The sequence below is a fragment of the Arthrobacter sp. CMU6 genome, assembly GCF_059090205.1.
Genome location: NZ_JBNHFL010000045.1, coordinates 1 through 26,627, shown reverse-complemented (window position 1 = coordinate 26,627; position 26,627 = coordinate 1). Strand labels below are relative to the sequence as shown.

The following is a 26,627-nucleotide window of genomic DNA, read 5'->3' as shown; positions in this document are numbered from 1 at the left end:
GGGTCCCCGGGCGAGCGTGCGAGCCTGGGGTGCGGCTGGGTGGGCCCACAGCCGCAGGGGTCCCCGGGCGAGCGTGCGAGCCTGGGGTGCGGCTGGGTGGGCCCACAGCCGCAGGGGTCCCCGGGCGAGCGTGCGAGCCTGGGGTGCGGCTGGGGATTATCCGAAGCGGCCGGAGACGTAGTCCTCGGTGGCCTTCTGGCTCGGGTTGTTGAAGATGGTGCTGGTTTCGGCGAACTCGATGAGCTTGCCCGGCTTTCCGGTGCCGGCGATGTTGAAGAACGCCGTCCTGTCGGAGACGCGGGCGGCCTGCTGCATGTTGTGGGTCACGATCACCACGGTGTACTGGTCCTTGAGCTCGTTGATGAGGTCCTCGACGGCCAGGGTGGAGATCGGGTCCAGGGCGGAGCACGGCTCATCCATGAGGATCACCTGCGGTTCCACCGCAATGGCGCGGGCGATGCAGAGGCGCTGCTGCTGGCCGCCGGACAGTCCCGAGCCCGGCTTCTCCAGGCGGTCCTTGACCTCGTTCCAGAGGTTGGCACCGCGGAGCGAGCGCTCCACCAGGGCATCGGCCTCGCCCTTGGAGATCTTCTGGTTGTTCAGTTTCACACCGGCCAGCACGTTGTCCCGGATGGACATGGTGGGGAACGGGTTGGGCCGCTGGAATACCATGCCGATCTGGGAGCGCACCGTCACCGGGTCCACTCCGGGCCCGTACAGGTTGTCGCCGTCGAGCAGCACCTCGCCCTCGACCCGGGCGCCAGGCAGTACCTCGTGCATGCGGTTCAGCGTGCGCAGGAAGGTGGACTTGCCGCAGCCCGAGGGGCCGATGAACGCCGTGACGGACTTGGCCTCGATGTTGATGCTGACATCTTCCACGGCCAGGAAATCGCCGTAGTACACGTTCAGGTCTTTGACGTCGATGCGCTTGGACATGATGTTCCTTAACTTGCTGGTATGAAATGAAGTCTAGAGCCCGGCCGCGCAGGCCGGTATGGGCGGTCCGGCCTAGCGGCCTGTCTTCGGGGCGAAGACCCGGGCAATCAGTCGGGCGCCGAGGTTGAGCAGCATCACCAGGATGATGAGGACCAGAGCTGCACCCCACGCACGCTGCGACGACGGATCGGGATTGGACGGGGAGGTGGGGTTCAGGATCTGGGTGTAGATGAACGTGGGCAGCGAAGCCATCCACCCGCCGAACACGTTGTTGTTGATGCTCGTCGCGAACCCTGCGGTCACCAGGATGGGCGCCGTCTCGCCGATAACCCGGGCGATCGCCAGGGTGACACCGGACGCAATGCCGGAGATCGCCGTCGGAATGACCACCTTGAGGATGGTCCGCCACTTGCGGACGCCCAGCGCGTAGGACGCCTCGCGGAGCTCGTTGGGCACGATCTTCAGCATTTCCTCGCTGGAGCGGACCACCACCGGGATCATCAGCACGGACAGCGCGACCGCGGCGACGGCGCCGGTCTTGGTGCCGGGCCCTACCACCGCGAAGAAGAACGCGGCAGCGAAGAGGCCGGCGACGATGGACGGGATGCCGGTCATGACGTCCACGAAGAAGGTGATGGCTCGGGCCAGGGGGCGGTCGTTGCCGTATTCGACGAGGTAGATCGCCGTCAGCAGGCCCACCGGAACGGAGATGACAGTGGCCAGCAGGGTGATCTGCACCGTGCCGAGGAGCGCGTGGTAGATGCCGCCGAGGACCGGTCCGGTGCCATCTGCCGCCCGGTTGTCGAATACGCCGGTGACGCCGTTCATCGAGGTCCCCAGGAAGCCGGGGTTGAGCAGGCCCGGGATGCCGTTGACCATGACGGTCCAGATGACGGAGATCAGCGGGAGCAGGGCGATCAGGAAGGCGCCCACCACGAGGCAGGTGGCCAGCTTGTCCTTGGCCTTGCGTGCGCCCTCAACGGCGGCGCTCCATCCGACGAGTCCGGCGGCGAACAGGATTGCGCTGACGACTCCCCAGCCGAAGGCATTGAATCCGATCAGGGCAAGGATGGCGGCCCCGAGGACCAGCGCGACGCCCAGGACCACGTAGGGGGCGTACTTGGGCAGCTGGCCCTTGGTCAGGGCGGACCGCTTGCGGACCGGGGTCAGGGTGGAGGTCATTTAGTTGGCTCCCGAGAATTCTTTGTGCCGGCTGATGATCCACCGGGCGATCATGTTGACGGCGAGGGTGATCACGAACAGGACCAGGCCCGCTGCGATCAGCGTGCTCACCTTGAGGCCGCTGGCCTCGGGGAAGTTCAGAGCGATCTCGGCGGCGATGGTCTGGTTGCCGGACTGGATCAGGCTGGCGGTCAGTGCCCCGGAAGACAGCACGAGCGCCACGGCCATGGTTTCACCCAGGGCGCGGCCGAGGCCCAGCATGACGGCGCTGATGATACCCGGGCGGGCGAAGGGCAGCACCGACATCTTGATCATTTCCCAGCGGGTGGCGCCCAATGCGAGGGCTGCTTCCTCGTGCAGCTTGGGGGTCTGGAGGAAGATCTCGCGGCACAGCGAAGTGATGATGGGGATCACCATGACGGACAGCACGATGCCGGCGGTCAGGATGGTCTTGCCCGTGGCAGAGGCCGGCCCCTGGAAGATGGGCAGCCAGCCCATGTTCGCGGCGAGCCAGCCGTAGGCGGGCGAAATCTGGGGGGCAAGGAAGGCAGCGCCCCAGGCACCGTAAATGACGGAGGGGATCGCTGCGAGCAGGTCGATCACGTAGCCGAGGCCGGAGGCGAGGCCGCGCGGGGCGAAGTGCGAGATGAAGAGGGCGACGCCGATGGACACCGGCGTGGCGATGGCCAGCGCGATGATGGCCGCTATGAGGGTGCCGAGGACGATCGGCCAGATGTAGGCGAAGAAGCCCTCGCCGCCCTGGATGTCCGCCGCGGGGGCCGTGAAGGCGGGAATTGCCTGGATGACGAGGAAGAGCGCCACGCCGAACAGTACGGCAAGGATCAGGCAGCCTGCCGCGAGGGCCGCTCCGGAGAAGACTTTGTCCCCGGCGCGGCCGGCGCCTCGGGAACTGGTCAGGGAGGTGGTGGTCATACCCGGCCCTTCGGTGTTGTTGATGCGTCAAATGTGAATCGTGCTGAAACCGCGCTTTACACGGCTAAGTTCCCCGCCCTGCCTGGCGGCTGGGCGGGGAACCTCGGCGTTCAGGTCAACGTTACGACTTGACCTTGATGGATTCGATGGCCTTGACGGCCTTCTCGGCGAGGGTGGCGGAGATCGGAGCCGACTTGGCGGACTCGGCGGCAGCCTTCTGGCCCTCTTCGGAAACTACGTACGTCTCGAATGCCTTGACCAGGTCAACGGTTTCCTGCTTGTCGTACGAGGAGCAGACGATGTGGTAGGAAACCAGGACCACCGGGTAGGCACCGGCCTCGGTGGTGGTGCGGTCAAGCTTGATGGCACCGTCGGTGTCGGCGCGGCCTTCAACAGGCTTGCCGGCGTCGACTGCCTTGGAGGCAGCTTCCGGGGAGATCTTGACGAACTCGGAACCAACCTTGATCTGGGCGATGCCCAGCTTGCCGCCGACGGCGGAGTCATCGGCGTAGGTCACGGCACCCGGGGTGTCGGTGACGGTCTTGACGACGCCGGACGTGCCCTTGGCGTTCTCGCCCTTCAGGGATGCAGGCCAGATGCCGTCGGCCTTGTCCTTCCAGACATCGGGAGCAGCGGCGGAGAGATACTCGGTGAAGTTCTTGGTGGTGCCGGAGTCGTCAGAGCGGCTCACCGGGGTGACGGCGAGGTCCGGGAGCTTGGCGTCCGGGTTCAGCGCCGCGATGGCGGGGTCATTCCACTTGGCGATCTCGCCACGGAAGATCTTGGCCGCGGTGGGGGCGTCCAGCTTCAGCTCGGTGATGTCCGGCAGGTTGAAGGCAATGGCGATCGGCGAAATGTAGACGGGGATCTCGATGGCACCTTCGGGGCCGCAGACCTTCTTGGCCGAAGCCAGTTCTTCGTCCTTCAGGTACGCGTCGGAACCGGCGAACTGTGCCGAACCGTCGAGGATGGCCTTGCGCCCGGCGCCGGAGCCGTCCGGGGAGTACTGCACCGTGGCGCCCTGGTTGGCGGAGGCGAAGTTGGTCTTCCAGACATCCATGGCCGCGCCCTGCGCGGAGGAGCCGATGCCGGTCAGGGTACCGGTGACCTTGGTGCCGGCGGCGGAGGCGCTGCCTGCCGGGGCGGTGTTCGTGGCATTGTCTGAACCACAGGCGGTGAGCGCGAGTGCGCCAGCGGCGATAACAGCGATTGCCGCGTGGCGGCCGAAGCGGAGTGCCTTCACTGGATGTACCCCTTCCAGGGTTTTTCGATGCGGTGCGGACCGGAGACGTCCGAACGGGAGATGCGTACTTTTGTACCTTCACTGAAGTTATGGGCCGCAGGTAACAAGTTTTGGGGTCCAAGGTGAACGGAGGGTTAACGACGGCGGGCCATTGGCTTACACATGCTGAGTTGCCATTGCGTTGGCTGCGTCACAGTCGTAGTGCTTCCGTCACACTATTAACGGCCGCAACAAGGGCCCCACGTGGCACGATGGGGCTCATGGAAACTTCAGGGCCGCTGGACGCGCGCCGCCTGGGTGACGGCCCGCCGTCGGACGCCGACGTGGACCTGTACCGCGGGCTGAGTTCGGACATCACTGCCGGAGTCGCGGTGGCTTCCACCCGGCTGGGCAACCGTGACTATGCCGCCACCGTCAGCGGCGTCCTCCCGGTGTCCTACGACCCGCCCACCATGCTGGTCAGCCTGTACGCGGAATCCCGCATTGGCGAAGCCGTGGCGGAGGCGGGCACCTGGGCCCTGAGCGTGCTCTCCGGCAAGCACGAGGGCACGGCGACGTGGCTGGCCAGTCCGGGAACACCGCTGCACGGGTTGCTTGCACAGGTCCCTTTCCGGCGCGGACCGGCCACGGGATCAGCAATTATCGACGGCTGCCTCGCCTACTTTGAGCTGCGCACGGTGTCTGTCCATCCTGCCGCCACGCATTTGCTGGTTGTGGGCGAGGTGGTGTCCATGGGCAGCGGCGCGGAACCGTCCGAGGCGCCGGACCCGCTGGTGCATTTCGGCTCGGAGTTCCGCCGGCTGGCACCGTAAACCTCCGGCACGCCACTACGCACAGTAATAAGGGGCGTTCTGTCAGCGGGCCGCCACCGCACCCGCCCGGGGGACGGAGCGAAGGCGGGCGAGCAGCGTCGCGGCGAGGAACGCCGTCGTAATTTCCAGGACGACGACGGCCAGCAGGCCTTGGGCGCCTGAAGCTGCCGCAGTGCCAGCGCCGTGCGCTGGCACTGCGGCGTGGGCGTGGCCGGACAGGCTGTGGCCGAAGGTGCCACTCCCGGAAAGGGCGGGGGCGCCCAGCAGCAGCACAGCGTGCAACGCCGTCATGGCCAGGGCGCAGCCCATCACCTGGCGGAGGGCCTTCTCCCGGCCGCCGCGCCACAGGTGAACGGCGCACGGCAGGCAAACCCCCACCATCGCGAGCATCACTGCGCCTAGCCACGGTCCGTGGTGGTTCCCTGCGACAAGCCACAGGTGCACTCCGCATGACGCGGCGGTCACGGCAGAGACGGTGCGGGAGTGCAGGATGCGGCGCGAACCCGGGAGGGCGGTCACGGCGTGAGCCTAGCCGTGACAGTGGCCAGGGGCTTCACCGGCGGGCTGACAGTGGGAATCAGACTGTGCATTCGGGTTAGCCGGGACGTCCAGGACGGGGCTGCGGTCGAAGAAGCCTTCGGGGCGGAGCTTGAAGCCGACGGTGTCCACCGGCATGATGGGCCAGTCCTCCACACGCGGGAAGTGGGTCAGGCCGAAGGTGTGCCACACGACGATGTCCTGGCCGTCGATGTCGCGGTCCTGGGCGATGTAGGACGGCAGGCCCGCGCCGCCGGAATGCTGGTTGACGAAGTCTCCGGTCGGGTAGCGCTCGTCTTCGGCGTAGCGGGTGACCCACAGGTCTTTGGTGGCAAAGGCGGCCCGCCGCGCAATGGAGGACCCGGGGTCGGCCATCAGGGTGGGCTGGTTGTGGGCGTGCAGCTTGTAGCCCACCGGCTCGCCCAGGCGGTTGCGGGATTCGGGGTTGGAGATAATCCAGGTCCGGCCGGTGCGGGCGTCGGCTTCGCGGGCTGCCTCCGACTCGCGGGTCAGCACGGTGCGCTTCCGGGAGAACGCGTTGCCACGTTCGTTGCCCGGGCCCATGGCCTGCCGGACCACGTCTTCTTCCTCAACCCTGTTGGTGAAGCCGTCGATGGCCATGTCCAGGCGGGCGCTGAAGAGGTGCTGGTGGAACGGCGCTCCCAGCCCCGGTGCCAGCTGCGAGATGTTGTCCGAGCCGCCTTCTGGGAATGCGGAGGTGAAGACGACGCCGGTGGCCTTGGCCTCGAATTCGATGGTGCCGTCGAGGTAGAGGTACCAGTAGAAGCCGTAGTCGTAGTTGCCGATGGTGGTGAAGAAGGAGATCACCATGCGGCGGTTCCGGCGGGTGTAGTTGATGCCGGACCAGAGGTCGCTGTGCTTGGCCAGGATGCCCCAGTCCTCCTCGTGCATGCAGATGCCGTTGCGGATCTCGCGCGGGTTGCCGAAGGCGTCGCTGATGACCGGGCTGAGGTAGGTGATGTCGCCGAGGCAGTCGCAGCCCAGTTCGAGGGAGTTGGCGTACTGGCCCACCAGGTACTCCCCCGTGTCGAAGTAGTTCTGCCAGGACCTGACCGGGGACGGATCGCCGTAAGGGACCACCATCTCGGCGATCGATGCGCGGTTGATGATGGGCCGGAGGCGGTCCCCGTCCCGGAAGGCGATGTTGTGCAGCACCACGCCCTCGCGGACGTCAAAGCCGACGTCCAGGCTCCACTTTTCCCACTCGATGTGGTTGCCGCCGGTTACCGTGAAGCTGGGGCCTTCGGGCTGGGTGATGCTGATGGGTTTCTGGGTGGTGCGGAGCGGACCGGTGAGCCCGGGGTCGGTGTAGTTGCCGTGCTCGGCCGGGACCGGCATTGGGCCAAGGTCAATGACCTGGGTGACTTCCTTGCTGACCACGTCCACGTAGGCCACCAGCCCGTCCACCGGGTGGGCCCAGGCGCTGTCCTCGGGGAAGTCCTGCACGAAGGCGAGCCCGCGCAGGATCCGGCGGCCTTTCTCCTCCGCGTATTCGAAGACTCCTGCGGACAGCGGTGCGACCCGGACTTTGCTGACGTCCAGGTTCCGTGCGGCCAGGGCCTTCAGCCACCGCTCGTCGGCGGCCAGGAGCTGCTCAACCACCTCGAACTCCTCCTCCAGGACCGGCAGTTCGCCGGTTGCCGCGGTATCGAGTTCGACGGCGGAGACCACCGTGCCGCTGGTGACCGAGACAGTGACGTCCTGGGGCCGGGCGCCGGAGACGTCATGGATGAAGACCCGGAACCGCCGGTCTTCCGCCTCGCTGCCGGCGCCGCGGGCCGAGACAGTTTCACGGGCAGGGCCAGTCCTTCGGGCCGGGTCAAGGAGGCCCAGGTAGGCAATGCGCTTCTCCGGTCCAAGGAGGCCGCCGGAGCGGAGAATGCCCTGCACCTCGCTGATGTCCGCGGCTGAGGCAAGGCGGAACGGGCTGGCTGTTTCTGTGATGGAGAGCGTCATGGCGGCCTTTGTCAGGGACCCTGGCGGGTCGGCTGTTTATTTTCTATACTTGTAGAGAATAAGCGAACGTAAGATAGCTCACAAGAGTCTGGGCGAAAATATTTACTGGGGAGCGGCTGCGTGCCAAAGATTGTTGATCACGACGAGCGCCGCCTGGAACTCGTGGATGCAACCTGGCGGATCATCGCCCGGATGGGCATTGAAAGCGCCACGATGCGGGAAATCGCCACCGAGGCAGGCTTCGCGAACGGTGCCCTCAAGCCGTACTTTCCCACCAAGGACACGCTGCTGACCTTCGCGTTCGGCCACGTCTTCAACCGGACCAACGAGCGCATCGCAGAAGTCACCTCGGGGCTTTCCGGGCTGGCGGCCCTGCGGGCCTTCTGCGCGGAAGTGCTCCCGCTGGATGAGGAGCGGATCAACGAAGCCCGGATCGTCATCCCCTTCTGGCAGAAGGCCATCAACGATCCCGGCAAGGCACAGATCCACCGGGAATCAATGCAGCAGTGGCTCGATGCCATCCGGCGCCATTTGGCGGAGGCCAGGGACAGCGGGGACGTTAGTACCGCCGTCGACGACGGCAGCCTGGCCGGCCAGCTGCTCAACATGCTGCTGGGCGCCCAGATCGCAGCCGCTCTGCTTCCGGAGGGCCAGACGGAGCTCGGACTGGACGCGCAGCTCGAGGGCTTCCTTTCCCTGCTGACACGCTAGCCTAGGACCTCCGCCTCGCAGCCCCGCCCGGACCGCGAGAACCCGACCTACGGCCAGGAGGCGCCGGCAGTGACCATCCCGCAGGAAATCGATACGCCGGAAATCATGATCGACGTCGACGTCCTCGACCGGAACATCGAGCGGATGGCCTCAGCCGTCCGGGCACGGGGCCTGAGCCTGCGCCCGCACGCCAAAACCCACAAGATTCCCGAAATCGCCGTCCGCCAGATCGCAGCCGGAGCCTCCGGTCTGACGGTAGCCACCATCGGCGAAGCTGAAGTGTTCGCGGCTGCCGGAGTGAACAACCTCTTCATCGCCTACCCGCTCTGGATTTCGCCGCAGAAGGCCGAGCGGCTTCGGCGCCTGTCGCAGACTGCGCAGATCGCCGTAGGCGTGGACTCCGTGGAGGGGGCAACCACGCTGGGATCCGGCCTGGGGAGCGCCGCGGGGAGCGTCAGCGCCCTCGTGGAAGTCGACAGCGGCCACCACCGCAGCGGCGTCCATCCGGAATCCGTCGTTCCGGTCGCCGAAGCAGCGGCGCGAGCGGGGCTGAAAGTCGCCGGAGTATTTACCTTCCCGGGACACAGCTACGCGCCGGGCATGCCGCTCGAGGCGGCCAGGCAGGAGCAACGGGCCCTGAACCGGGCGTCCGAGGTTTTAGCGGGGGCAGGATTCAGCATCACCTGCCGCAGCGGCGGCTCCACCCCGACGGCGATGCTGACCGGGAACTCAGCCGCCACCGAGGTGCGCCCGGGCGTCTACGTCTTTGGCGACGCCCAGCAGATGGAGCTGGGACGGTGCGCCGCCGAGGACATCGCACTGCCACCACGAAACCCCTGCGGACGGACCGGCGCGTTTCATCATCGACGCCGGCAGCAAAGTTCTCGGCAGCGACCGGCCGGCGTGGGCCAGCGGCTTCGGACGGCTGCTGGATCACCCTGACGCCCGCATCACAGCACTGTCGGAGCACCACGCAACTGTCGAGTGGCCCGGTCCCGGCACTGCGCCCGCCATTGGGCACCGGCTGCGCGTCGTCCCCAACCATGTGTGCCTCGCAATGAACCTGGTGGACGACGTCGCAGTGGTCAGCGGCGGCGCGCTTGTGGACCGCTGGATGGTGGCAGCCCGGGGCAAGAACAAGTAAGGGCACGGCCTTTGCTGGTGACGGAATCTTTTTTCGCCACATGTTGAAAAAAGATGACAGGGCAGAATTTCGCCGCTAACCTGAAATGACTGTGTCCCAGGACACAGTGTTGGGGACCCGCCATCAGACAGCCGACCGGCGTCAGGAACGTTCATGCCAGCAACCACGATCCGCCCCGCGGACCAGACCCTCACCTCCAGCGTGGCCACCTCCTTTGACCACTGGAGGCACCTCGTGGCGCAGTCCTTTGTGCCACTGGCCGCCGAAACGGACCGGCCCGAACAGTTCCGCGGCCGCATGCGCTCCAGAGTGCTGGACCGCACGTGCATCGTGGAGGTTTCGGCGTCGGGCCACAGCGTCCATCGCACACCGGCACTTCTGGCGCAGTCCGGCCAGCGCTATTTCAAGCTCAACCTCCAATTGGAGGGCACCGGACTCCTCATCCAGGACAACCGCGAGGCCGTGCTCCGCCCCGGCGACCTGGCCATCTATGACACGAACCGCCCGTACACGCTGGCGTTCGAAGAGCAGGCCCGGATGATGGTGGTCATGTTCCCGCACGATTCGCTGTCGCTGCCGCCGGACTACGTGGGACAGCTGTCGGCAGTCCGCCTGGCCGGCGAAACGGGGCTGGCAAGCATTGTGGGACCATTCATCACGCAGCTCGCCGGCAACCTGGAGGCACTCAGCGGACCGAGCGGTTCCCGGCTGGCGGCCAACACCCTGGATCTCGTCTCCACCATGCTCCATTCGGAACTGGACCTGGCGGCGGACAGCATGAAGCCGCAGGCGCTGCTGGCGACGTCGATTCGTGACTACATTGAGGCGAACCTCGCTGATCCGCAGCTGTCGCCGGCCAGCATTGCCGCGGCGCACTTCATTTCCACCCGCCACCTGCACAACGTCTTCCACGAATCCGGCAGCACGGTTGCCAGCTGGATCCGGAGCCGCCGGCTGGAGCGGGTCCGCCGGGACCTCAGGGATCCGCTGCACTCGGGCACCTCCGTGGGAGCCGTGGCGGCACGATGGGGATTCCTGGACGCGGCGCATTTCAGCCGCACGTTCCGGGAAGCCTTCGGTGAATCGCCCAGCGACTGGCGGCGCGGCGCCTAGATCAGCCGGCGCCCAGGATCAGTCCGGAACGTGGATCAATCCGGCGTCTGGATCAGCCTGGCGTCTAGATTAGCCCCTGCGCGAGCATTGCGTCCGCCACTTTGACGAAGCCGCCGATGTTCGCACCCAGCACGTAGTTGCCGGGATCGCCATACTCGTCCGCGGTGGAGGCGCAGCGGTGGTGGATTCCCACCATGATGTCCGTCAGGCGCTCTTCCGTATGCTCGAAGGACCACGAGTCACGGCTCGCGTTCTGCTGCATCTCGAGCGCCGACGTGGCCACACCGCCTGCGTTGGCGGCCTTGCCGGGCGCAAACAGCACCCCCGCCTCCTGAAACACCGCCACGGCGTCGCGGGTGGAGGGCATGTTGGCGCCTTCACCGACGGCGAGCAGTCCGTTGCGGACCAGGCGGGCGGCAGCACCGCCGTCGAGCTCGTTCTGCGTGGCGCACGGCAGCGCCACAGTGGCGTCCACGTCCCAGACGGAACCGGCCTCCACGTACGAAACGCCGGAACGGCGCAGCGAATAGTCCTTGAGCCGTCCGCGTTCCACTTCCTTGACCTGGCGGAGGAGCCCGACGTCGATCCCGGACTCGTCCACGATGTACCCGGACGAATCGGAGCAGGCCACCACGGTGGCGCCGAGCGCCTGGGCCTTGGCGATGGCATTGATGGCAACGTTGCCGGAGCCCGAAACCACCACGCGCTGCCCGTCGAAGGACGAACCCCGCGTCTTGAGCATCTCCTCGGTGAAGATCACCGTGCCGAAGCCGGTGGCCTCCGGCCGGACCAGCGAACCTCCCCAGGAGATGCCCTTGCCGGTCAGGACTCCCGATTCGTAGCGGTTGGTGATGCGTTTGTACTGGCCGAAGAGGTAGCCGATTTCGCGGCCGCCCACGCCGATATCGCCGGCCGGCACGTCGGTGTACTCCCCGATGTGGCGGTAGAGCTCGGTCATGAACGACTGGCAGAACCGCATGACTTCGGCGTCGCTGCGGCCCCGGGGGTCGAAGTCGGAACCGCCCTTGCCGCCGCCGATGGGCATGCCGGTGAGCGCATTCTTGAAGATCTGTTCGAAGCCGAGGAATTTCACAATCCCGAGGTAAACGGAGGGGTGGAACCGGAGGCCGCCCTTGTAGGGGCCGAGCGCCGAATTGAACTCCACGCGGAAGCCGCGGTTGATCTGGACCCGGCCTGAATCATCGGTCCACGGCACCCGGAAGATAATCTGCCGCTCGGGTTCGCAAAGCCGTTCCAGAATGGCGGCTTCAAGGAATTCGGGGTGCCGGTCGTGGACCGGGCCAAGGCTTCCGAACACCTCGACCACCGCCTGATGGAACTCAGCCTCGCCCGGGTTCCGCGCCAGGACTGTGTCCCTGACCGCCTCCAGCCGTGCATCCATGAACTTCACTCCTCATTCTGCGCCTGCGGCGGGGCGGCGCCCGGGCGGCACCGCGCGCCGCTTTGCGCCCCAACTGCTGATCCGACGGATTGCGACCGGCCCGCCCGCGCGGGCACGCCGTTCGGTCGTTAGCATTCCGTATTGTGATACCAACATTTCAGAAAACGAAACTAACCGCCAGTCGGAGCCTGGGTGAGGCGAAGCTGCCGTGACCCACGTCTGCCTCCTCCTCTCGGGCGCCGCACTGCTGATCAACGGGCTCGCCACCCTCGGGGTCCTCCCCCGCCGGGACGCAGCCGTGCTGAGCCTGGCCATCGGCAGCCTCCAGCTGCTCCTGGGCATCGCTTACCTGGCCGTCACGTATTCAGGAACCTTTCGTGATGGCAGCCCAGCTCCGGACACCGGCGGCGGCAGCGTGCAACTGCTGCTTTCGGCGTCCGGCATGTTCCTGTTCGGCCTGACCTACGTTTATGTGGGACTGGATTTCCTGCTCGGGCTCGGGTCACGGGGCCTCGGCTGGTTCTGCGGCATGGTGGCCGGGTGCGGCCTCCTGCTCGCCGCGGCCTGGTTCCCCACGGACCCGCTGCTCGCGGTGCTGTGGCTCTGCTGGTCCTACCTGTGGATGCTGTTCTTCTTCTCGCTGGCACTGGGCCACAGCCGGCTGTTGCCGCTGATCGGCTGGTCCCTGGTTCTGGCCAGCCAGGCGACAGCAACGGTGCCGGCCTTTCTCGGGATCACCGGGCAGTGGCCCGGCGACCCGGCAATGACCGGCGGAGCCGCGGCGTGCCTCGCGCTGCTGCTGCTGCTCGCCGGCGGCATCGCCCGGTGGGACGGAGGGCGGGGCAGCCGACGGGGCGACGAACCGTCAGTCGGCGCGAACAGCAGCCTCATCGGAGAACGCGGGGTTTGAGGTGCGGCCACGCTTCTCCACTCCGTTTTCCGCCAGCACTCCGGCGATAAACAGCACGGGGACGGCAACCAGCAGCCCGACGGCTGTTTCGGCGTTCCCGCCGATCAGGGAGGTGAAGTTGCTGACCACAAGGTAGAGGACCCAGGCCAGCAGCAGCGCGGCAAGGGCCGGTGCGATGAGGGTCTGCCAGAGCTGTCCGGACACCCGTTCGCGGCGGAAAAATGCGACGACGGCGAGGGAGCAGAGCATGTACAGCACCAGCAGCGCCGCAACGGCGAGCCCGCTGAACCACGAGAAGAGCGTCAGCACAGGGTCCATTCCCAGCACCGCGAACGGCGCCACGAGCAGCACGGCGACAGTGGTCTGGACCCAAGCTGCGGATGCAGGGGCACGGTGCCTGTTGGTCCGCGCCAGGACAGCGGGCAGGGAACCTCGCAGCGCCAGCGAATGGAGGTAGCGGTTGATGCCGTTGTGGAAGGCGATGATGCCGGCCAGGAGGGACGTCACCAGGAGAATTCCTGCAGTCACGCCGGCCCAGGGGCCAAACAACTCGACAAGCGGCCCGATCACGAAGGAGGTCGCGTCTCCGGACTCCAGGGCGGCCCCGGCGGCATCGATGACGTGCGAGGGCCCGTAGAAGCTCACCAGCATCCAGGTGATGAAGGCGAAGAACACGGCGATGATGCCCACGGAGAGGTAGGTTGCGCGCGCCACCGTCCGGTGGGGATCCTTGGCCTCGGCAGAGTAGATGGCGGTTGACTCGAAGCCGAACATGGAGGCAACGGCGAACATGATGGCAACGCCGGGGGCGCCGGTTGCGATCGCCTCAGGGGAGAACGAGGCTGCCATGTCCAGGCCCTCAGGGCCTCCACCCTTCAACAGGACGGTGAATCCGAACAACAGCAGAATCGCCACTTCCAGGCCCACAAGGACTGCCAGGACGCGGGCGCCGAGTTCGATGTTCATCGAGCCAAGCACCTGCACGCCTGCCATGGTGACTACCGCGAGCAGCCACCAGGGAATGGTTACCCCGGCGGTACCCAGCAGGCCGGAGAAGGCCGCGCCGTAGAGTCCGTACATGGCAGCCTGCACCGTGCTGTACGCCAGAAGTGCCAGCCACGCAGCTCCAGTGCCTGTCTTTCTGCCGAAGGCGGCGGTGATGTAGGCGTAGAAGGCCCCATTGGCCTGCACCTTGCGGCTCATCGCCACGAACCCGACGGCGAAGATGACGATGACGATGCCAACGACGAGGTAAGCACCAGGTGCCCCGGCGCCATTGCCGAGAGCAGCCGCCAGGGGCGCTGCACCGACGATGCCGGTCAGCGGAGCCTGGGCTGAAAGTACGAAGAAGAGAATGCCCAGAACGCCGACGCTGCCCGCGCGGAGGGCGGTGGACTGCTCCTTGCACGGATTTGCTTCTGCAGTCCGGGACTCGGAATTTGAAATACTCATTGGATCCTTCTTAACGGTCATGAGCGCTGGAGAAGGGTGCCGGCTAAGGCCTCGCACCTTGAATTCCAGCTTGGCAGTCCCGGCTGCATAGGGCTTGTCTGGCAGCGATCAGTTGTTGTGCCTCAGCGCACTGGTCGTGACCTGCAGGGCCAAAATAGAACTGCCGGGGAGGTGTTGCGCTCCCCGGCAGTTCCTTACTCTCAGGCGTGGTTGCCCACCAGTCCGCGGCGGGACGGCAGCAGGGGCGCGAAGAACGCGGCGAGCTCCGCCGTCGCGGTCAGCGGCAGGACGTTCGCCACGTACTGGTCCGGGCGGACCACCACCACGACGCCGCCGCGGTCAAGGCCGCGCAGCTCGAAGATATCGGCCTTCGGGTCGGTGCCGTAGACCTTTTCGAGGTTGGTGAGCCTGAACGGCCCTACCTCCGGCTTGAACACGGCAGGGACTGCGTTGATGTCGATGCCCCTGTGGTCCTGCTGGTAGATGACCTTCACGTCGAACCAGGCATCGGTGTCGGCACCTTGCGGCTGGGCCGCCAGAGGGGACTCCGGCGAGTTCTCCAGCCACTTTGCGAAGTCAGTGGTCGGTGATGCGGCGCCGGCTTCGGCGGCGTCGGCGAACACGTAGATGCGCCAGCGGCCGTCGGCCGTTGCCTGGTGACCCAGGTGGAGTGGGTTGGTGTCGCAGACGCGCTGCACGGGAGCAGACTTGAAGCGCTTGCCGGTCGGGAAGCCCGTGGCCAGCCCGGCGTGCTTCGCCTCGGCGACGATCATCGACGGCGCGTACTCGGTCATGAAGCCGGCCGGGAACTCGGCGGTGCGCACGTAGAAGTCCTCGAGCTCGGAGGGGTCGTCGAACTCCTCGGGCTTCTTGGCCATCAAGGTGGACCATTCCTTGTCGAAGTCGATCAGGTTCTTCGCAACCACCTGGCGCTCCGCGGAGTACGTGGCGAGCAGCGACTCGGGGCTGCGGCCCTCAAGCACGTGGCCCAGCTTCCAGCCGATGTTGAAGCCATCCTGCATGGACACGTTCATGCCCTGGCCCGCCTTGGCGCTGTGCGTGTGGCAGGCGTCGCCGGTGATGAACACACGCGGCGTGCGGGTGGCCCGCTCGGCGGGCAGAACGTCGTCGAACCTGTCGGTGAGGCGGTGGCCCACCTCGTACACGCTGTGCCAGGCGACGTTGCGGACGTCGAGGGTGTACGGCTGCAGGATCTGGTTCGCGTGGGCGATGATCTGCTCGATGGTGGTCTTGCGGATGGCGCCGTTATCGTTCTCCGGCACGACGCCGAGGTCGACGTACATGCGGAACAGGTGGCCGCCCTCGCGCGGGATCAGCAGGATGCTGCCGCCGTCGTGGGATTGGATGGCACACTTGGTGCGGATGTCCGGGAAGTCGGTGGCTGCCAGGACATCCATGACGCCCCAGGCGTGGTTGGCCTGGTCTCCGGCGAGCGTGCAGCCGATGGATTCACGGACTCTGCTGCGGGCGCCGTCGGCACCCACCACATACTTGGCGCGCACGACGCGCTCCTGGTCTGCCAGCTCACCGGTTGTGTGGACCAGGGTGACGGTGACCGGGTATTCCCCTGCGTCCGCGACCTCGAGGCTGCGGAACTCGTAGCCATAGTCGGGGGTCATCCGCGTCGGCGAATAGGCCATGACCCGGGCGAAGTAATCCAGCACCCGGGCCTGGTTGACGATGAGGTGCGGGAACTCGCTGATGCCCATCTCGTCGTCCACCGCGCGGGCGGCACGGTAGATGTGCTTCGGGTTTTCCGGGCTCGGCTTCCAGAAGGCCATCTCGGTGATCCGGTAGGCCTCTGCGGTGATCTCCTCGGCAAAGCCGAAGGCCTGGAAGGTCTCTACGCTGCGGGCCTGGATGCCGTCGGCCTGGCCGATCGCCAGGCGTCCGCCGCGGCGCTCCACGATGCGTGTGGTGATGTCCGGGAACTGGGAGAGCTGGGCGGCTGCGAGCATGCCCGCGGGGCCGGAGCCAACGATGAGCACGTCGACTTCGTCGGGCAGCTCTTCGGGGCGGTTGATGCCGACGCCGGCGGCCGGCTGGATGCGCGGGTCACCGGAAACGTAACCGTGGTGGTGGAACTGCACGGGCTTTCCTCACTTCAATGTGTGGCTGGCTTTCGCCAAATCTCTTGTGTTCTATATCGGAACAGATGGTTCGATATTAGAAATCGTGGTTATGCTTCAGTACTGTACGTCACATATGAGCCGGGTTACAAGCGCCTTTCCCTTCCACCAAACGGGGGTTGACGCGGGGCCGGAAGCGGTCCAAGATGTTTCGTATACGATTTCGTACTTGATGAGGAGAACGCTTTGGAGCAGGTCAACGACGACACCCTGGCAGCAGCACGCAAGGTGATCGCGGTGCACATCAATTACCCCAGCCGTGCAGCCCAGCGCGGCCGGACGCCGGCGCAGCCCTCCTACTTCCTGAAGCCGTCGTCCTCACTGTCCCTGACCGGCACCGCCGTCGAACGTCCGGCCGGCTGCGAACTCCTCGGCTTCGAGGGCGAGATCGCCATCATCATCGGCAAGGCCGCCCGCCGCGTCGACGTCGAGGACGCCTGGGGCCACGTCGCTGCGGTGACTGCCAGCAACGACCTCGGCGTGTACGACCTGCGCTACGCGGACAAGGGATCCAACCTCCGCTCCAAGGGCGGCGACGGTTTCACCCCGGTGGGCCCGGCACTGATTCCGGCAGACGCCGTCGACCCCGCCAATCTCCGCATCCGCACCTGGCACAACGGCGAACTGGTCCAGGACGACACCACCGAAGACTTGCTCTTCCCTTTCGCCCGGCTCGTGGCGGACCTGTCCCAGCTCCTCACCCTCGAGGAGGGGGACATCATCCTCACCGGCACACCCGCCGGCGCCTCCGTCGCCGTACCCGGCGATGTACTGGAGGTGGAGGTCAGCACGGCCGACGGCGGGCTGAGCACCGGCCGCCTCACCACCACTGTTACGGAAGGCACGACGGCGTTCGCCGACTTTGGTGCCCGGCCCAAGGCCGATGACCTCCAGCGCGAAGAGGCCTACGGCTCGCGGGAGGCAGCTGGCCTTCCCGCTGCAGAATCCGCGCTGAGCCCGGAGTTGAAGGCGAAGCTGGAGAGCGTCTGCACCGCCACGCTGTCCTCCCAGCTGCGCAGGCGCGGCCTTAACAACGTCAGCATCGACGGCCTGACCGCCACCCGTCCGGAAAAGCGCGTGGTGGGCCTTGCCCGTACACTGCGCTACGTGCCCAACCGTGAGGACCTCTTCAAGACGCACGGTGGCGGTTTCAATGCCCAGAAACGCGCCATCGATTCGGTCAACGAGGGCGAGATCCTGGTTATGGAGGCCCGCGGCGAGAAGGGCACCGGAACCATCGGCGACATCCTGGCCCTGCGCGCCCAGGTCCGCGGCGCGGCGGCCATCATCACAGACGGCGGTGTCCGGGACTTCTCCGCCGTGGCCGCCATGGAACTGCCCACCTACTACTCCAATCCGCACCCCGCAGTGCTGGGCCGCCGCCACATCCCGTGGGACACGGACATCACCATCGCCTGCGGCGGCACCACCGTCCAGCCCGGGGACATCATCGTCGCCGACTCCGACGGGATCCTGGTGATCCCGCCGGCCCTGGCCGAGGAAGTCGCCAACGACTCCATCACCCAGGAACACGAAGAGGTTTTCATCGCCGAAATGGTCGAGCAGGGACACAGCGTGGACGGGCTCTACCCGCCCAACGCTGCATGGCGGGCGCGGTATGAGGAATGGAAAGCAGGCAAAGCCAATGACTGAAACAGCCACTGCCACCGCCGGCTCTGATGACAGCATCACTGAGGGCACCGCCGGCAGCAAGTCCGAGCAGGCCTACCAGGCCATCAAGGCGCGGATCGTGGAAGGCACCTATACCCCCGGCTACCGGCTGGTCCTGGCCGCCATTGCCAAGGACCTCGGATTCAGCGTGGTCCCGGTCCGGGAAGCGATCCGCCGACTCGAGGCCGAGGGCCTGGTGAAGTTCGAACGCAACGTCGGGGCCACGGTGGCGGGTATCGACCCCACCGAGTACCTCTACACGATGCAGACCCTGAGCATCGTCGAGGGTGCGGCCACCGCGCTGTCCGCGCCGCTGGTCGGCGAAGCGGACATTGCCCGGGCCCGCGCCGTGAACGCCGAGATGCGCGAGTGCCTGAAGCACTTCGATCCCGTCCGTTTCACCCGGCTCAACCAGGACTTCCACAGCGTCCTGTTCGAGCACTGCCCCAACCCGCACATCCTGGACCTGGTCCACCGCGGCTGGAACCGGCTGGCATCACTGCGGTCCTCAACCTTCCGCTTTGTTCCCGGCCGCGCCCACGAGTCCGTGGACGAACACGAGGCCCTCCTGAAGCTCATTGAAACCGGCGCCGACGCCGACACCATCGAAAAAGCAGCACGGCTCCACCGCAGCGCCACCCTGGACGCCTACCTCTCCCAAACTCACCCCACTCCTTAAGACCGCACAGTTAGGACTTCAACGATGACGACCCCTGTAGAAACAGCAGCCAAGCACTACGTTCCCGAGAACCTGCCCACCCACATCCAGCACTTCATCAACGGCAAGTTCGTTGACTCGGTGGGCGGGGCGACGTTCGATGTCCTGGACCCGGTTTCCAACCGAAACTACGCCACTGCCGCGGCAGGCCAGAAGGAAGACATCGAGCTCGCCGTCGCCGCGGCCCGCGAAGCGTTTGTTAGCGGCCCCTGGCCGAAGATGAAACCCCGCGAACGCGCCCGCGTCCTGAACAAGATCGCCGACGCCGTCGAAGCCCAGGAGGCCCGGCTCGCCGAGCTGGAGACCTTCGACACCGGGCTGCCCATCACGCAGGCCAAGGGCCAGGCGCTGCGTGCGGCGGAGAACTTCCGCTTCTTCGCGGACCTGATCGTGGCCCAGTTCGACGACGCGATGAAGGTCCCCGGCTCCCAGATCAACTACGTGAACCGCAAGCCGATCGGCGTCGCCGGGCTCATCACCCCGTGGAACACCCCGTTCATGCTCGAATCCTGGAAGCTGGCCCCCGCCCTGGCCACCGGCAACACCGTGGTCCTCAAGCCGGCCGAATTCACCCCGCTCTCGGCCTCGCTGTGGGCCACCATCTTCAAGGAGGCCGGACTGCCCGACGGCGTGTTCAACCTGGTCAACGGCCTGGGCGAGGAAGCCGGCGATGCCCTGGTCAAGCACCCTGACGTCCCGCTGATCTCCTTCACCGGCGAGACCACCACGGGCCAGACCATCTTCCGCAACGCCGCCGCCAACCTCAAGGGCCTCTCGATGGAGCTCGGCGGCAAGTCCCCGTGCGTCGTGTTCGCCGACGCCGACCTCGACGCCGCCATCGACTCCGCCCTGTTCGGGGTCTTCTCGCTCAACGGCGAACGCTGCACGGCCGGCTCCCGCATCCTGGTGGAACGCGCCATCTACGACGAGTTCTGCGAGAAGTACGCCGCCCGTGCAAAGAACATCGTGGTCGGCGACCCGCACGATCCCAAGACCCAGGTGGGCGCCCTGGTGCACCCGGAGCACTACGAAAAGGTGGCTTCCTACGTGGAGATCGGCAAGTCCGAGGGCCGGCTGCTTGCCGGCGGCGGGCGGCCCGAGGGCCTGACGGAGGGCAACTACATCGCCCCCACTGTCTTCGCCGATGTGTCCCCCGACGCCCGGATCTTCCAGGAGGAGATCTTCGGTCCCGTCGTCGCCATTACCCCGTTTGAGAACGACGACGAAGCCCTCGCCCTGGCGAACAACACCAAGTACGGCCTGGCGGCCTACATCTGGACCCAGAACCTCACCCGGGCACACAACTTCTCCCAGAACGTGGAGGCCGGCATGGTGTGGCTGAACAGCCACAACGTCCGCGACCTGCGCACCCCGTTCGGCGGCGTCAAGGCCTCCGGCCTGGGCCATGAGGGCGGCTACCGCTCCATCGATTTCTACACCGACCAGCAAGCCGTCCACATCACGCTCGGCTCAGTCCACACCCCCAAATTCGGCAGCATCGAAGCCTCCGCTGCCAACGAGGGCTAAGAACTACTCCCCCTTACCTGCTCAAAGAAGAGAGACCATCATGACCAACTTCGTTCCCACCCCCACCGTCCCGGCACCGGACATCGTCCGCTGCGCCTACATGGAGATCGTGGTCACGGACCTCGCCAAGTCCCGTGAGTTCTACGTCGGCGTCCTGGGCCTGCACGTCACCGAAGAGGACGAGAACACCATCTACCTCCGCTCCCTGGAGGAGTTCATCCACCACAACCTGGTGCTCCGCCAGGGACCCATCGCCGCCGTCGCAGCCTTCGCCTACCGGGTGAAGTCCCCCGCCGAAGTGGACGCCGCCGAGGCCTACTACAAGGAACTGGGCTGCCGCACCGAACGCCGCAAGGAAGGCTTCACCAAGGGCATCGGCGATTCCGTCCGCGTCGAGGACCCGCTGGGCTTCCCCTACGAGTTCTTCTACGAGACCGAGCACGTCGAGCGCCTCACCCAGCGGTACGACCTCTACTCCGCCGGTGAACTGGTGCGCCTGGACCACTTCAACCAGGTCACCCCCGACGTTCCCCGCGGCCGCAAGTACCTGGAGGACCTGGGCTTCCGCGTCTCCGAAGACATCAAGGACTCCGACGGCGTCACCTACGCCGCCTGGATGCACCGCAAGCAGACCGTCCACGACACAGCCCTCACCGGCGGCAACGGCCCGCGCATGCACCACGTCGCCTTCGCCACCCACGAAAAGCACAACATCATCCAGATCTGCGACAAGATGGGCGCCCTGCGCATCAGCGACCGGATCGAACGCGGCCCCGGCCGGCACGGCGTCTCCAACGCCTTCTACCTCTACATCCTGGACCCGGACGGCCACCGCATCGAGATCTACACCCAGGACTACTACACCGGCGACCCGGACAACCCCACCATCACCTGGGACGTCCACGACAACCAGCGCCGCGACTGGTGGGGCAACCCCGTCGTCCCGTCCTGGTACACCGAAGCCTCCTTGGTCCTGGACCTCGACGGCAACCCGCAGCCGGTCATCGAACGCGAGGAAAAGAGCGAAATGGCCGTGACCGTCGGCGCCGACGGCTTCTCCTACACCCGCAAAGAGGGGTCCTCCGAAGACGACCGGACGGGCTTCAAGCTCGGAGCCCAGGTCTAAACCATGCTGGACGCGAAGACGATCGAGGCCATCGCGGACGAGCTGGTGGAAGCCGGCCGGACCCGTACCCCTGTGCCCCGCCTGACGGCCCGGTACCCGGAGATGACGGTGGAGGACTCCTACGCAGTGCAGCAGCTGTGGCGGCGCCGCAACGAGGACGCCGGCCGGACCCTGGTGGGGCGCAAGATCGGCCTCACGTCCAAGGCCATGCAGGCCGCCACCGGCATCACCGAACCGGACTACGGTGCCATCTTCGATGACATGGTCCTGGAAACCGGCTGCTCCGTTCAATGGGACCAGTACACCCATCCCCGGGTGGAGGTGGAACTGGCATTCGTCCTCAAGGACGGGCTCAAGGGCCCGGGCTGCACCATCTTCGACGTCCTGAACGCCACCGACTACGTGGTTCCGGCCCTGGAAATCCTCGATTCGCGGATCGAGATGGAGGGCCGGACCATCGTGGACACCATCTCCGACAACGCAGCCATGGGCGCCATGGTGGTGGGCGGCCGCCCGGTGAAACCGGACGCCGTAGACCTCCGCTGGGTCTCAGCGATCCTCTACAAGAACCAGACCGTGGAGGAAACCGGCGTCGCCGCCGGCGTCCTGGACCACCCGGCCAACGGGGTGCACTGGCTGGCCAACAAGCTCGCCGTGCACGGGGACAGCATGAAGGCCGGCGACATCATCCTCGCCGGCTCCTTCACCCGCCCGCTCTGGGTATACAAGGGCGACACCGTCCACGCCGACTACGGACCCCTCGGGAGCGTCACATGCCGCTTCGAGTAGAAGACACCTTCCGGTCTGCTTTGGTGGCGGCGGACCGGCCGCTCGCGGGGATGTGGGTGTGCTCCGGCAGCCCGCTCATTGCCGAACTCTGTGCCGGGTCCGGCCTGGACTGGCTCCTGGTGGATGCCGAGCACAGCCCCAACGGCCTCGAATCCCTCCTCGCCCAGCTGCAGGCCACCCACGGCTACCCGGTCCACACCCTGGTCCGGCCACCGGTGAACGACACCGTCCTCATCAAGCAGTACCTGGACCTGGGCGTGCAGAACCTCCTGGTTCCGATGGTCAACTCCGTGGCCGAGGCCGAGGCCGCGGTGGCTGCCACCCGCTACCCGCCGCACGGGGTCCGCGGCGTCGGCTCGGCCCTGGCCCGCGCGGCCCGCTGGAACCGGGTCCCGGACTACCTGGCCCGGGCAGCGGACACAATCAGCGTCAACGTCCAGATCGAGTCGACCGCTGCCGTGGAGGCGGTGGAGGACATCCTGAAGGTCGACGGCGTCGACGCCATCTTCGTGGGCCCCTCCGACCTCGCCGCCTCCATGGGGCTGCTGGGACAGCAGGAACACCCCGAGGTGCGCGCCGCCGTCGAGCACTGCCTGGCCGCCGCACAAGCGGCCGGCAAACCCGCCGGCGTGAACGCCTTCAACCCGGACACCGCCCGCCACTACCTCGCCAACGGTGCCTCGTTTGTACTGGTGGGCGCCGACGTCGCCCTGCTCGCCCGCGGCTCCGAAGCACTCGCCGCCAAGTACATCCCGGCCGCAGACGGCGACGCCCCGGCCAGCTACTAGGTCAAATCCCCGCTGGTTGAGCCTGTCGAAACCCACACACCTTGCCAAGGAGACTCCCGCATGACCACTTCGCTCTCCCCTGCCCTCTCGCCGGCCTCCGTCTCTCCCGAGCGCGAAGCCGCACTGCTCGCGTCCGTGCCCACCGGCCTGCTCATCAACGGCCAGTGGCGGGACGCGTCCGACGGCGGCACGTTTGACGTGCACGACCCCGCCACCGGGCAGGTGCTCGCCACCCTCGCCTCGGCAACCAGCGAGGACGCCCTCGACGCTTTGGACGCCGCCGACGCCGCCCAGGCCTCCTGGGCGCGGACCGCACCCAGGGTTCGGGCCGAGATCCTGCGCCGCGCCTTCGACCTGGTGACGGAGCGGTCCGGAGACTTCGCGCTGCTGATGACCCTGGAAATGGGCAAGCCGCTGGCCGAGGCCCGCGGAGAAGTCACCTACGGGGCCGAGTTCCTGCGCTGGTTCTCCGAGGAAACCGTCCGCGACTACGGCCGCTACCTCACCACCCCCGAAGGCAAGAACAAGATCCTGGTCCAGCACAAACCCGTCGGGCCCTGCCTGCTGATCACACCGTGGAACTTCCCGCTGGCCATGGCCACCCGCAAAGTCGCCCCCGCCGTCGCGGCCGGCTGCACGATGGTTCTGAAACCGGCGAAACTCACCCCGCTCACCGCCCGGTACTTCGCGCAGACCATGATGGAAGCCGGCCTCCCGGCCGGCGTCCTCAACGTCGTCGCCTCCTCCAGCGCCTCCGGCATCTCCGGGCCGCTGCTGGCCGACCCACGCCTGCGCAAAATCTCCTTCACCGGCTCCACCCCTGTCGGCAAACGCCTCATGGCCGACGCCGCCCAGAACGTCCTGCGGACCTCCATGGAACTCGGCGGGAACGCCCCGTTCATCGTGTTCGAGGACGCCGACCTCGACGCCGCCGTCGAAGGTGCCATGGCCGCCAAGATGCGGAACATGGGCGAGGCCTGCACCGCAGCGAACCGGTTCCTCGTCCACGAATCAGTGGCACAGGAATTCACCCGGAGGTTCGCTGCTGCGATGGGCGCCCTGGCCACCGGCCGCGGCACTGAACCCGCCACCCAGGTCGGTCCGCTGATTGACGCCGGCGCACGGGACGACGTCCACGCCCTCGTGACCGCCGCCGTCGACGCCGGAGCCACCGCCGTCACCGGCGGATCCCCCGTGGACGGCCCCGGCTACTTCTACCAGCCCACCGTCCTCGCCAACGTCCCCAACAACGCAGCGATCCTGGGCCAGGAAATCTTCGGCCCCGTCGCCCCCGTCACCACCTTCACCACCGAGGAAGACGCCATCAAACTGGCCAACGCCTCCGAGTACGGCCTCGCCTCCTACCTCTACAGCCGCGACTTCAACCGTCTCCTGCGCGTGGCCGAGCAGATCGAATTCGGCATGGTCGGTTTCAATGCCGGCGTCATCTCCAACGCCGCGGCGCCGTTCGGCGGCGTCAAGCAATCAGGACTCGGCCGCGAAGGCGGCTCGGAGGGCATCGCCGAATACACCACCACCCAGTACATCGGCATCGCCGACCCCTACACGAACTGACGCAACGACGGATCCACACAACGCCGCACACACAATGACGTGTCCCGACAGCAAGGAAAAACATTGAGCACTTCCCAGCACGGGCAGCGCAGCTCGGCAACGGACCGCCGCGTAGCGTTCGCCACCATCATCGGAACCACCATCGAGTGGTACGACTTCTTCATCTACGCCAACGCCGCGGGCCTGGTGTTCGCGAAGCTGTTTTTCGAACCGGCCGGCGACAATATCGGGATCCTGATCTCCTTCGCCTCGGTGGGACTCAGCTTCCTGTTCCGTCCGCTGGGCGCGTTCCTGGCCGGACACTTCGGGGACCGCCTGGGCCGCCGCGCCATGCTGGTCATCACGCTGATCATGATGGGGGCGGCCACTACCCTCATCGGCGTGCTGCCGACTTTCGAGACGGCCGGTGTCGTGGCGCCCATCCTGCTGCTGATTCTGCGCATCCTGCAGGGCGTTTCGGCCGGCGGCGAATGGGGCGGTGCCGTCCTCATGGCGGTCGAACACGCGCCCCGCGGCAGACGCGGCCTGTTCGGTGCCTTTCCCCAGCTCGGCGTTCCGCTCGGCATGCTGCTGGCCTCCGGCGTCCTGGCCCTGATGTCCGGTGTGGTCTCCCCCGGTGCGGCCTTTGTGCAGTGGGGCTGGCGTATTCCATTCCTGCTCAGCTTCGTCCTGATCGTCGTCGGCTTCATGGTCCGGCGCAGCGTGGAGGAAAGCCCGGTTTTCGAGGAGATCGCCCAAAAGAAGCAGCAGACCCGCGTCCCGGTTGTCGAACTTTTCAGGAAGCACTGGCTGCTTGTCGTCATCGCGGCCCTGGTCTTCGCCGGCAACAATGCCGCCGGCTACATGACCACCGGCGGCTACATCCTCAGCTATGCCGCCAATCCCGCCGGACTGGCCATGGACCGCACGGAAGTGCTCGTCGCAGTGACCGGCTCCGCTGCCCTGTGGTTCATCTTCACGCTGGTCTCCGGCTACCTGGCCGACAGCATTGGCCGCAAGAAGACCTACCTCATCGGCTACGGCTGCCTCATCGTCACGGTGTTCCCGCTGTTCTGGCTGGTGAACACCGGCAACATCTGGGCGCTGTTCCTTGGCCTTGCACTGTTCACAGTTGGACTCGGCCTGACCTACGGCCCGCAGGCAGCCCTCTACAGCGAACTGTTCCCCGCCTCGGTCAGGTTTTCCGGCGTCGCGATTTCCTACGCGCTCGGCGCCATCATCGGCGGCGCGTTCGCTCCGATGATCGCCACCGCCCTGGTCCAGGCCACCGGAACAACAGCCTCCGTGTCCGTCTACCTGCTCATTGTGGCTCTCGTTTCGGCGGCCGCTGTCCTGGTGATCCGGGAACGCAAGGGGATCGACCTGGGCATCAACAACCAGGCCGAGCAGGAGGTCGGTGCCACTGTCTTCGACCGGCGCCGGGCGGATTCGGCCGACACGGCAAAGACGCCCGCCGGAGTGTAACCCTGCCTCCACACCGACACGCAGCACTGGCCGGAGCGGACCTTTTTTGGTTCGCTCCGGCCAGCCGGCTTTGCCCGGGCGTCATCAGTTCGCGCACGCAGGTCAGCCAGTCAGTTCGCCCCAAGTCAAGGGTTCTGCACCCAAAGACAAGCCAGCGGCCCCGCCCGCGGACAACACTTGGGTATGCCCGCCTCGCCGCCCGGCTGAGCGCACTTTCCTACTCGAAGTGGAGTACCTCTTGGAAACTTACGATTCACTGCTTGCGAGCATTACCGCCACGCCCGGCGAGAACAGCCGGACCATTTTCGATCCCGCTACCGGCGGTGTGGTGGGCGAGGCGCCGGTCCACACCGTTGCGGACCTCGAACGCGCGGTAGCCGCCGCCCGGGCCGCCCAGCCAGGGTGGGCCGCGCTGGGCCACGACGCCCGGTCCGCCGCGCTGCTCAAGGCCGCTGACGCCGTCGAAC

Annotated in this window: 22 protein-coding genes and 1 pseudogene; 14 read left to right on the top strand and 9 right to left on the bottom strand. The window is 66.6% G+C overall.

Features of this window, described 5'->3' with window-relative positions:
* Positions 1–156: 156 nt before the first annotated feature.
* From pstB to pstS, 4 genes are all read right to left on the bottom strand, one after another.
* Entirely contained in the window at positions 157–936 is a 780-nt protein-coding gene (gene pstB / locus AC5RWD_RS21885; RefSeq protein ID WP_494022029.1) for a phosphate ABC transporter ATP-binding protein PstB, read from the bottom strand.
* Positions 937–1,008: 72 nt separating this feature from the next.
* A complete protein-coding gene (gene pstA, locus AC5RWD_RS21880) occupies positions 1,009–2,118 on the bottom strand; it encodes a phosphate ABC transporter permease PstA (RefSeq protein ID WP_494022028.1) in 1,110 nt (369 codons plus the stop codon).
* Positions 2,119–3,051, bottom strand: a complete 933-nt coding sequence (pstC, locus tag AC5RWD_RS21875) for a phosphate ABC transporter permease subunit PstC (RefSeq protein WP_494022027.1) — start codon at positions 3,049–3,051, stop codon at positions 2,119–2,121.
* A gap of 121 nt (positions 3,052–3,172) precedes the next feature.
* Entirely contained in the window at positions 3,173–4,294 is a 1,122-nt protein-coding gene (pstS, locus tag AC5RWD_RS21870; protein WP_494022026.1) for a phosphate ABC transporter substrate-binding protein PstS, read from the bottom strand.
* A gap of 260 nt (positions 4,295–4,554) precedes the next feature.
* Between pstS and AC5RWD_RS21865 the strand changes: the two genes are divergently transcribed.
* A complete protein-coding gene (locus AC5RWD_RS21865; protein ID WP_494022025.1) occupies positions 4,555–5,106 on the top strand; it encodes a flavin reductase family protein in 552 nt (183 codons plus the stop codon).
* 42 nt (positions 5,107–5,148) lie between these two features.
* Here AC5RWD_RS21865 and AC5RWD_RS21860 read toward each other — a convergent pair whose 3' ends face one another.
* Positions 5,149–5,625 (bottom strand): hypothetical protein, encoded by a 477-nt coding sequence (locus tag AC5RWD_RS21860; protein ID WP_494022024.1) that lies wholly within the window; start codon positions 5,623–5,625, stop codon positions 5,149–5,151.
* Between the two features lie 9 nt (positions 5,626–5,634).
* A complete protein-coding gene (locus AC5RWD_RS21855) occupies positions 5,635–7,620 on the bottom strand; it encodes a primary-amine oxidase (protein WP_494022023.1) in 1,986 nt (661 codons plus the stop codon).
* Positions 7,621–7,740: 120 nt separating this feature from the next.
* On the opposite strand from AC5RWD_RS21855, the gene AC5RWD_RS21850 reads away from it, so the two are divergent.
* The 3 genes and pseudogenes from AC5RWD_RS21850 to AC5RWD_RS21840 all read left to right on the top strand — a co-directional run bounded on the left by AC5RWD_RS21850 (position 7,741) and on the right by AC5RWD_RS21840 (position 10,588).
* Complete coding sequence (locus AC5RWD_RS21850; RefSeq protein ID WP_494022022.1) at positions 7,741–8,331, top strand: TetR/AcrR family transcriptional regulator; 591 nt, start codon at positions 7,741–7,743, stop codon at positions 8,329–8,331.
* Positions 8,332–8,436: 105 nt separating this feature from the next.
* Positions 8,437–9,475: pseudogene (locus AC5RWD_RS21845) on the top strand (alanine racemase).
* A gap of 153 nt (positions 9,476–9,628) precedes the next feature.
* Positions 9,629–10,588, top strand: a complete 960-nt coding sequence (locus AC5RWD_RS21840) for an AraC-like ligand-binding domain-containing protein (protein WP_494022021.1) — start codon at positions 9,629–9,631, stop codon at positions 10,586–10,588.
* Between the two features lie 64 nt (positions 10,589–10,652).
* Here AC5RWD_RS21840 and gdhA read toward each other — a convergent pair whose 3' ends face one another.
* Complete coding sequence (gdhA, locus tag AC5RWD_RS21835) at positions 10,653–11,990, bottom strand: NADP-specific glutamate dehydrogenase (protein WP_494022020.1); 1,338 nt, start codon at positions 11,988–11,990, stop codon at positions 10,653–10,655.
* 208 nt (positions 11,991–12,198) lie between these two features.
* On the opposite strand from gdhA, the gene AC5RWD_RS21830 reads away from it, so the two are divergent.
* Entirely contained in the window at positions 12,199–12,900 is a 702-nt protein-coding gene (locus AC5RWD_RS21830) for an AmiS/UreI family transporter (protein ID WP_494022019.1), read from the top strand.
* Here AC5RWD_RS21830 and AC5RWD_RS21825 read toward each other — a convergent pair.
* Together AC5RWD_RS21825 and AC5RWD_RS21820 are read right to left on the bottom strand one after the other, a co-directional pair.
* The gene (locus AC5RWD_RS21825; protein ID WP_494022018.1) at positions 12,856–14,352 is read right to left on the bottom strand and encodes an APC family permease; all 1,497 of its coding nucleotides are present in this window, start codon (positions 14,350–14,352) and stop codon (positions 12,856–12,858) included. The two genes, AC5RWD_RS21830 and AC5RWD_RS21825, sit on opposite strands and share 45 nt — an antisense overlap.
* A gap of 200 nt (positions 14,353–14,552) precedes the next feature.
* Positions 14,553–16,463 (bottom strand): FAD-binding monooxygenase, encoded by a 1,911-nt coding sequence (locus AC5RWD_RS21820; RefSeq protein WP_494022017.1) that lies wholly within the window; start codon positions 16,461–16,463, stop codon positions 14,553–14,555.
* A gap of 225 nt (positions 16,464–16,688) precedes the next feature.
* Here AC5RWD_RS21820 and AC5RWD_RS21815 point away from each other — a divergent pair, with 225 nt between their 5' ends.
* The 9 genes from AC5RWD_RS21815 to AC5RWD_RS21775 all read left to right on the top strand — a co-directional run.
* A complete protein-coding gene (locus AC5RWD_RS21815; protein WP_494022016.1) occupies positions 16,689–18,155 on the top strand; it encodes a fumarylacetoacetate hydrolase family protein in 1,467 nt (488 codons plus the stop codon).
* Positions 18,148–18,852, top strand: a complete 705-nt coding sequence (locus AC5RWD_RS21810; RefSeq protein WP_494022015.1) for a GntR family transcriptional regulator — start codon at positions 18,148–18,150, stop codon at positions 18,850–18,852. The genes AC5RWD_RS21815 and AC5RWD_RS21810 overlap by 8 nt, the downstream gene beginning before the upstream one ends.
* Positions 18,853–18,876: 24 nt before the next feature.
* The gene (gene hpaE, locus AC5RWD_RS21805; protein WP_494022014.1) at positions 18,877–20,418 is read left to right on the top strand and encodes a 5-carboxymethyl-2-hydroxymuconate semialdehyde dehydrogenase; all 1,542 of its coding nucleotides are present in this window, start codon (positions 18,877–18,879) and stop codon (positions 20,416–20,418) included.
* 40 nt (positions 20,419–20,458) lie between these two features.
* Complete coding sequence (gene hpaD / locus AC5RWD_RS21800) at positions 20,459–21,544, top strand: 3,4-dihydroxyphenylacetate 2,3-dioxygenase (RefSeq protein ID WP_494022013.1); 1,086 nt, start codon at positions 20,459–20,461, stop codon at positions 21,542–21,544.
* A gap of 3 nt (positions 21,545–21,547) precedes the next feature.
* Complete coding sequence (gene hpaH, locus AC5RWD_RS21795; RefSeq protein WP_494022012.1) at positions 21,548–22,333, top strand: 2-oxo-hept-4-ene-1,7-dioate hydratase; 786 nt, start codon at positions 21,548–21,550, stop codon at positions 22,331–22,333.
* Positions 22,318–23,121 carry an HpcH/HpaI aldolase family protein gene (locus AC5RWD_RS21790; protein WP_494022011.1) on the top strand — a complete coding sequence of 268 codons (804 nt, stop codon included), beginning with the start codon at positions 22,318–22,320 and terminating at the stop codon, positions 23,119–23,121. Before hpaH ends, AC5RWD_RS21790 begins: the two co-directional genes overlap by 16 nt.
* A gap of 60 nt (positions 23,122–23,181) precedes the next feature.
* Positions 23,182–24,696: an NAD-dependent succinate-semialdehyde dehydrogenase gene (locus AC5RWD_RS21785; RefSeq protein WP_494022010.1), complete on the top strand. Its 1,515-nt coding sequence runs from the start codon at positions 23,182–23,184 to the stop codon at positions 24,694–24,696.
* A gap of 63 nt (positions 24,697–24,759) precedes the next feature.
* Positions 24,760–26,160: an MFS transporter gene (locus AC5RWD_RS21780; protein ID WP_494022009.1), complete on the top strand. Its 1,401-nt coding sequence runs from the start codon at positions 24,760–24,762 to the stop codon at positions 26,158–26,160.
* 238 nt (positions 26,161–26,398) lie between these two features.
* Positions 26,399–26,627, top strand: a 229-nt coding sequence (locus AC5RWD_RS21775) for an aldehyde dehydrogenase family protein (protein WP_494022008.1), incomplete at its 3' end; no start/stop codon positions are given.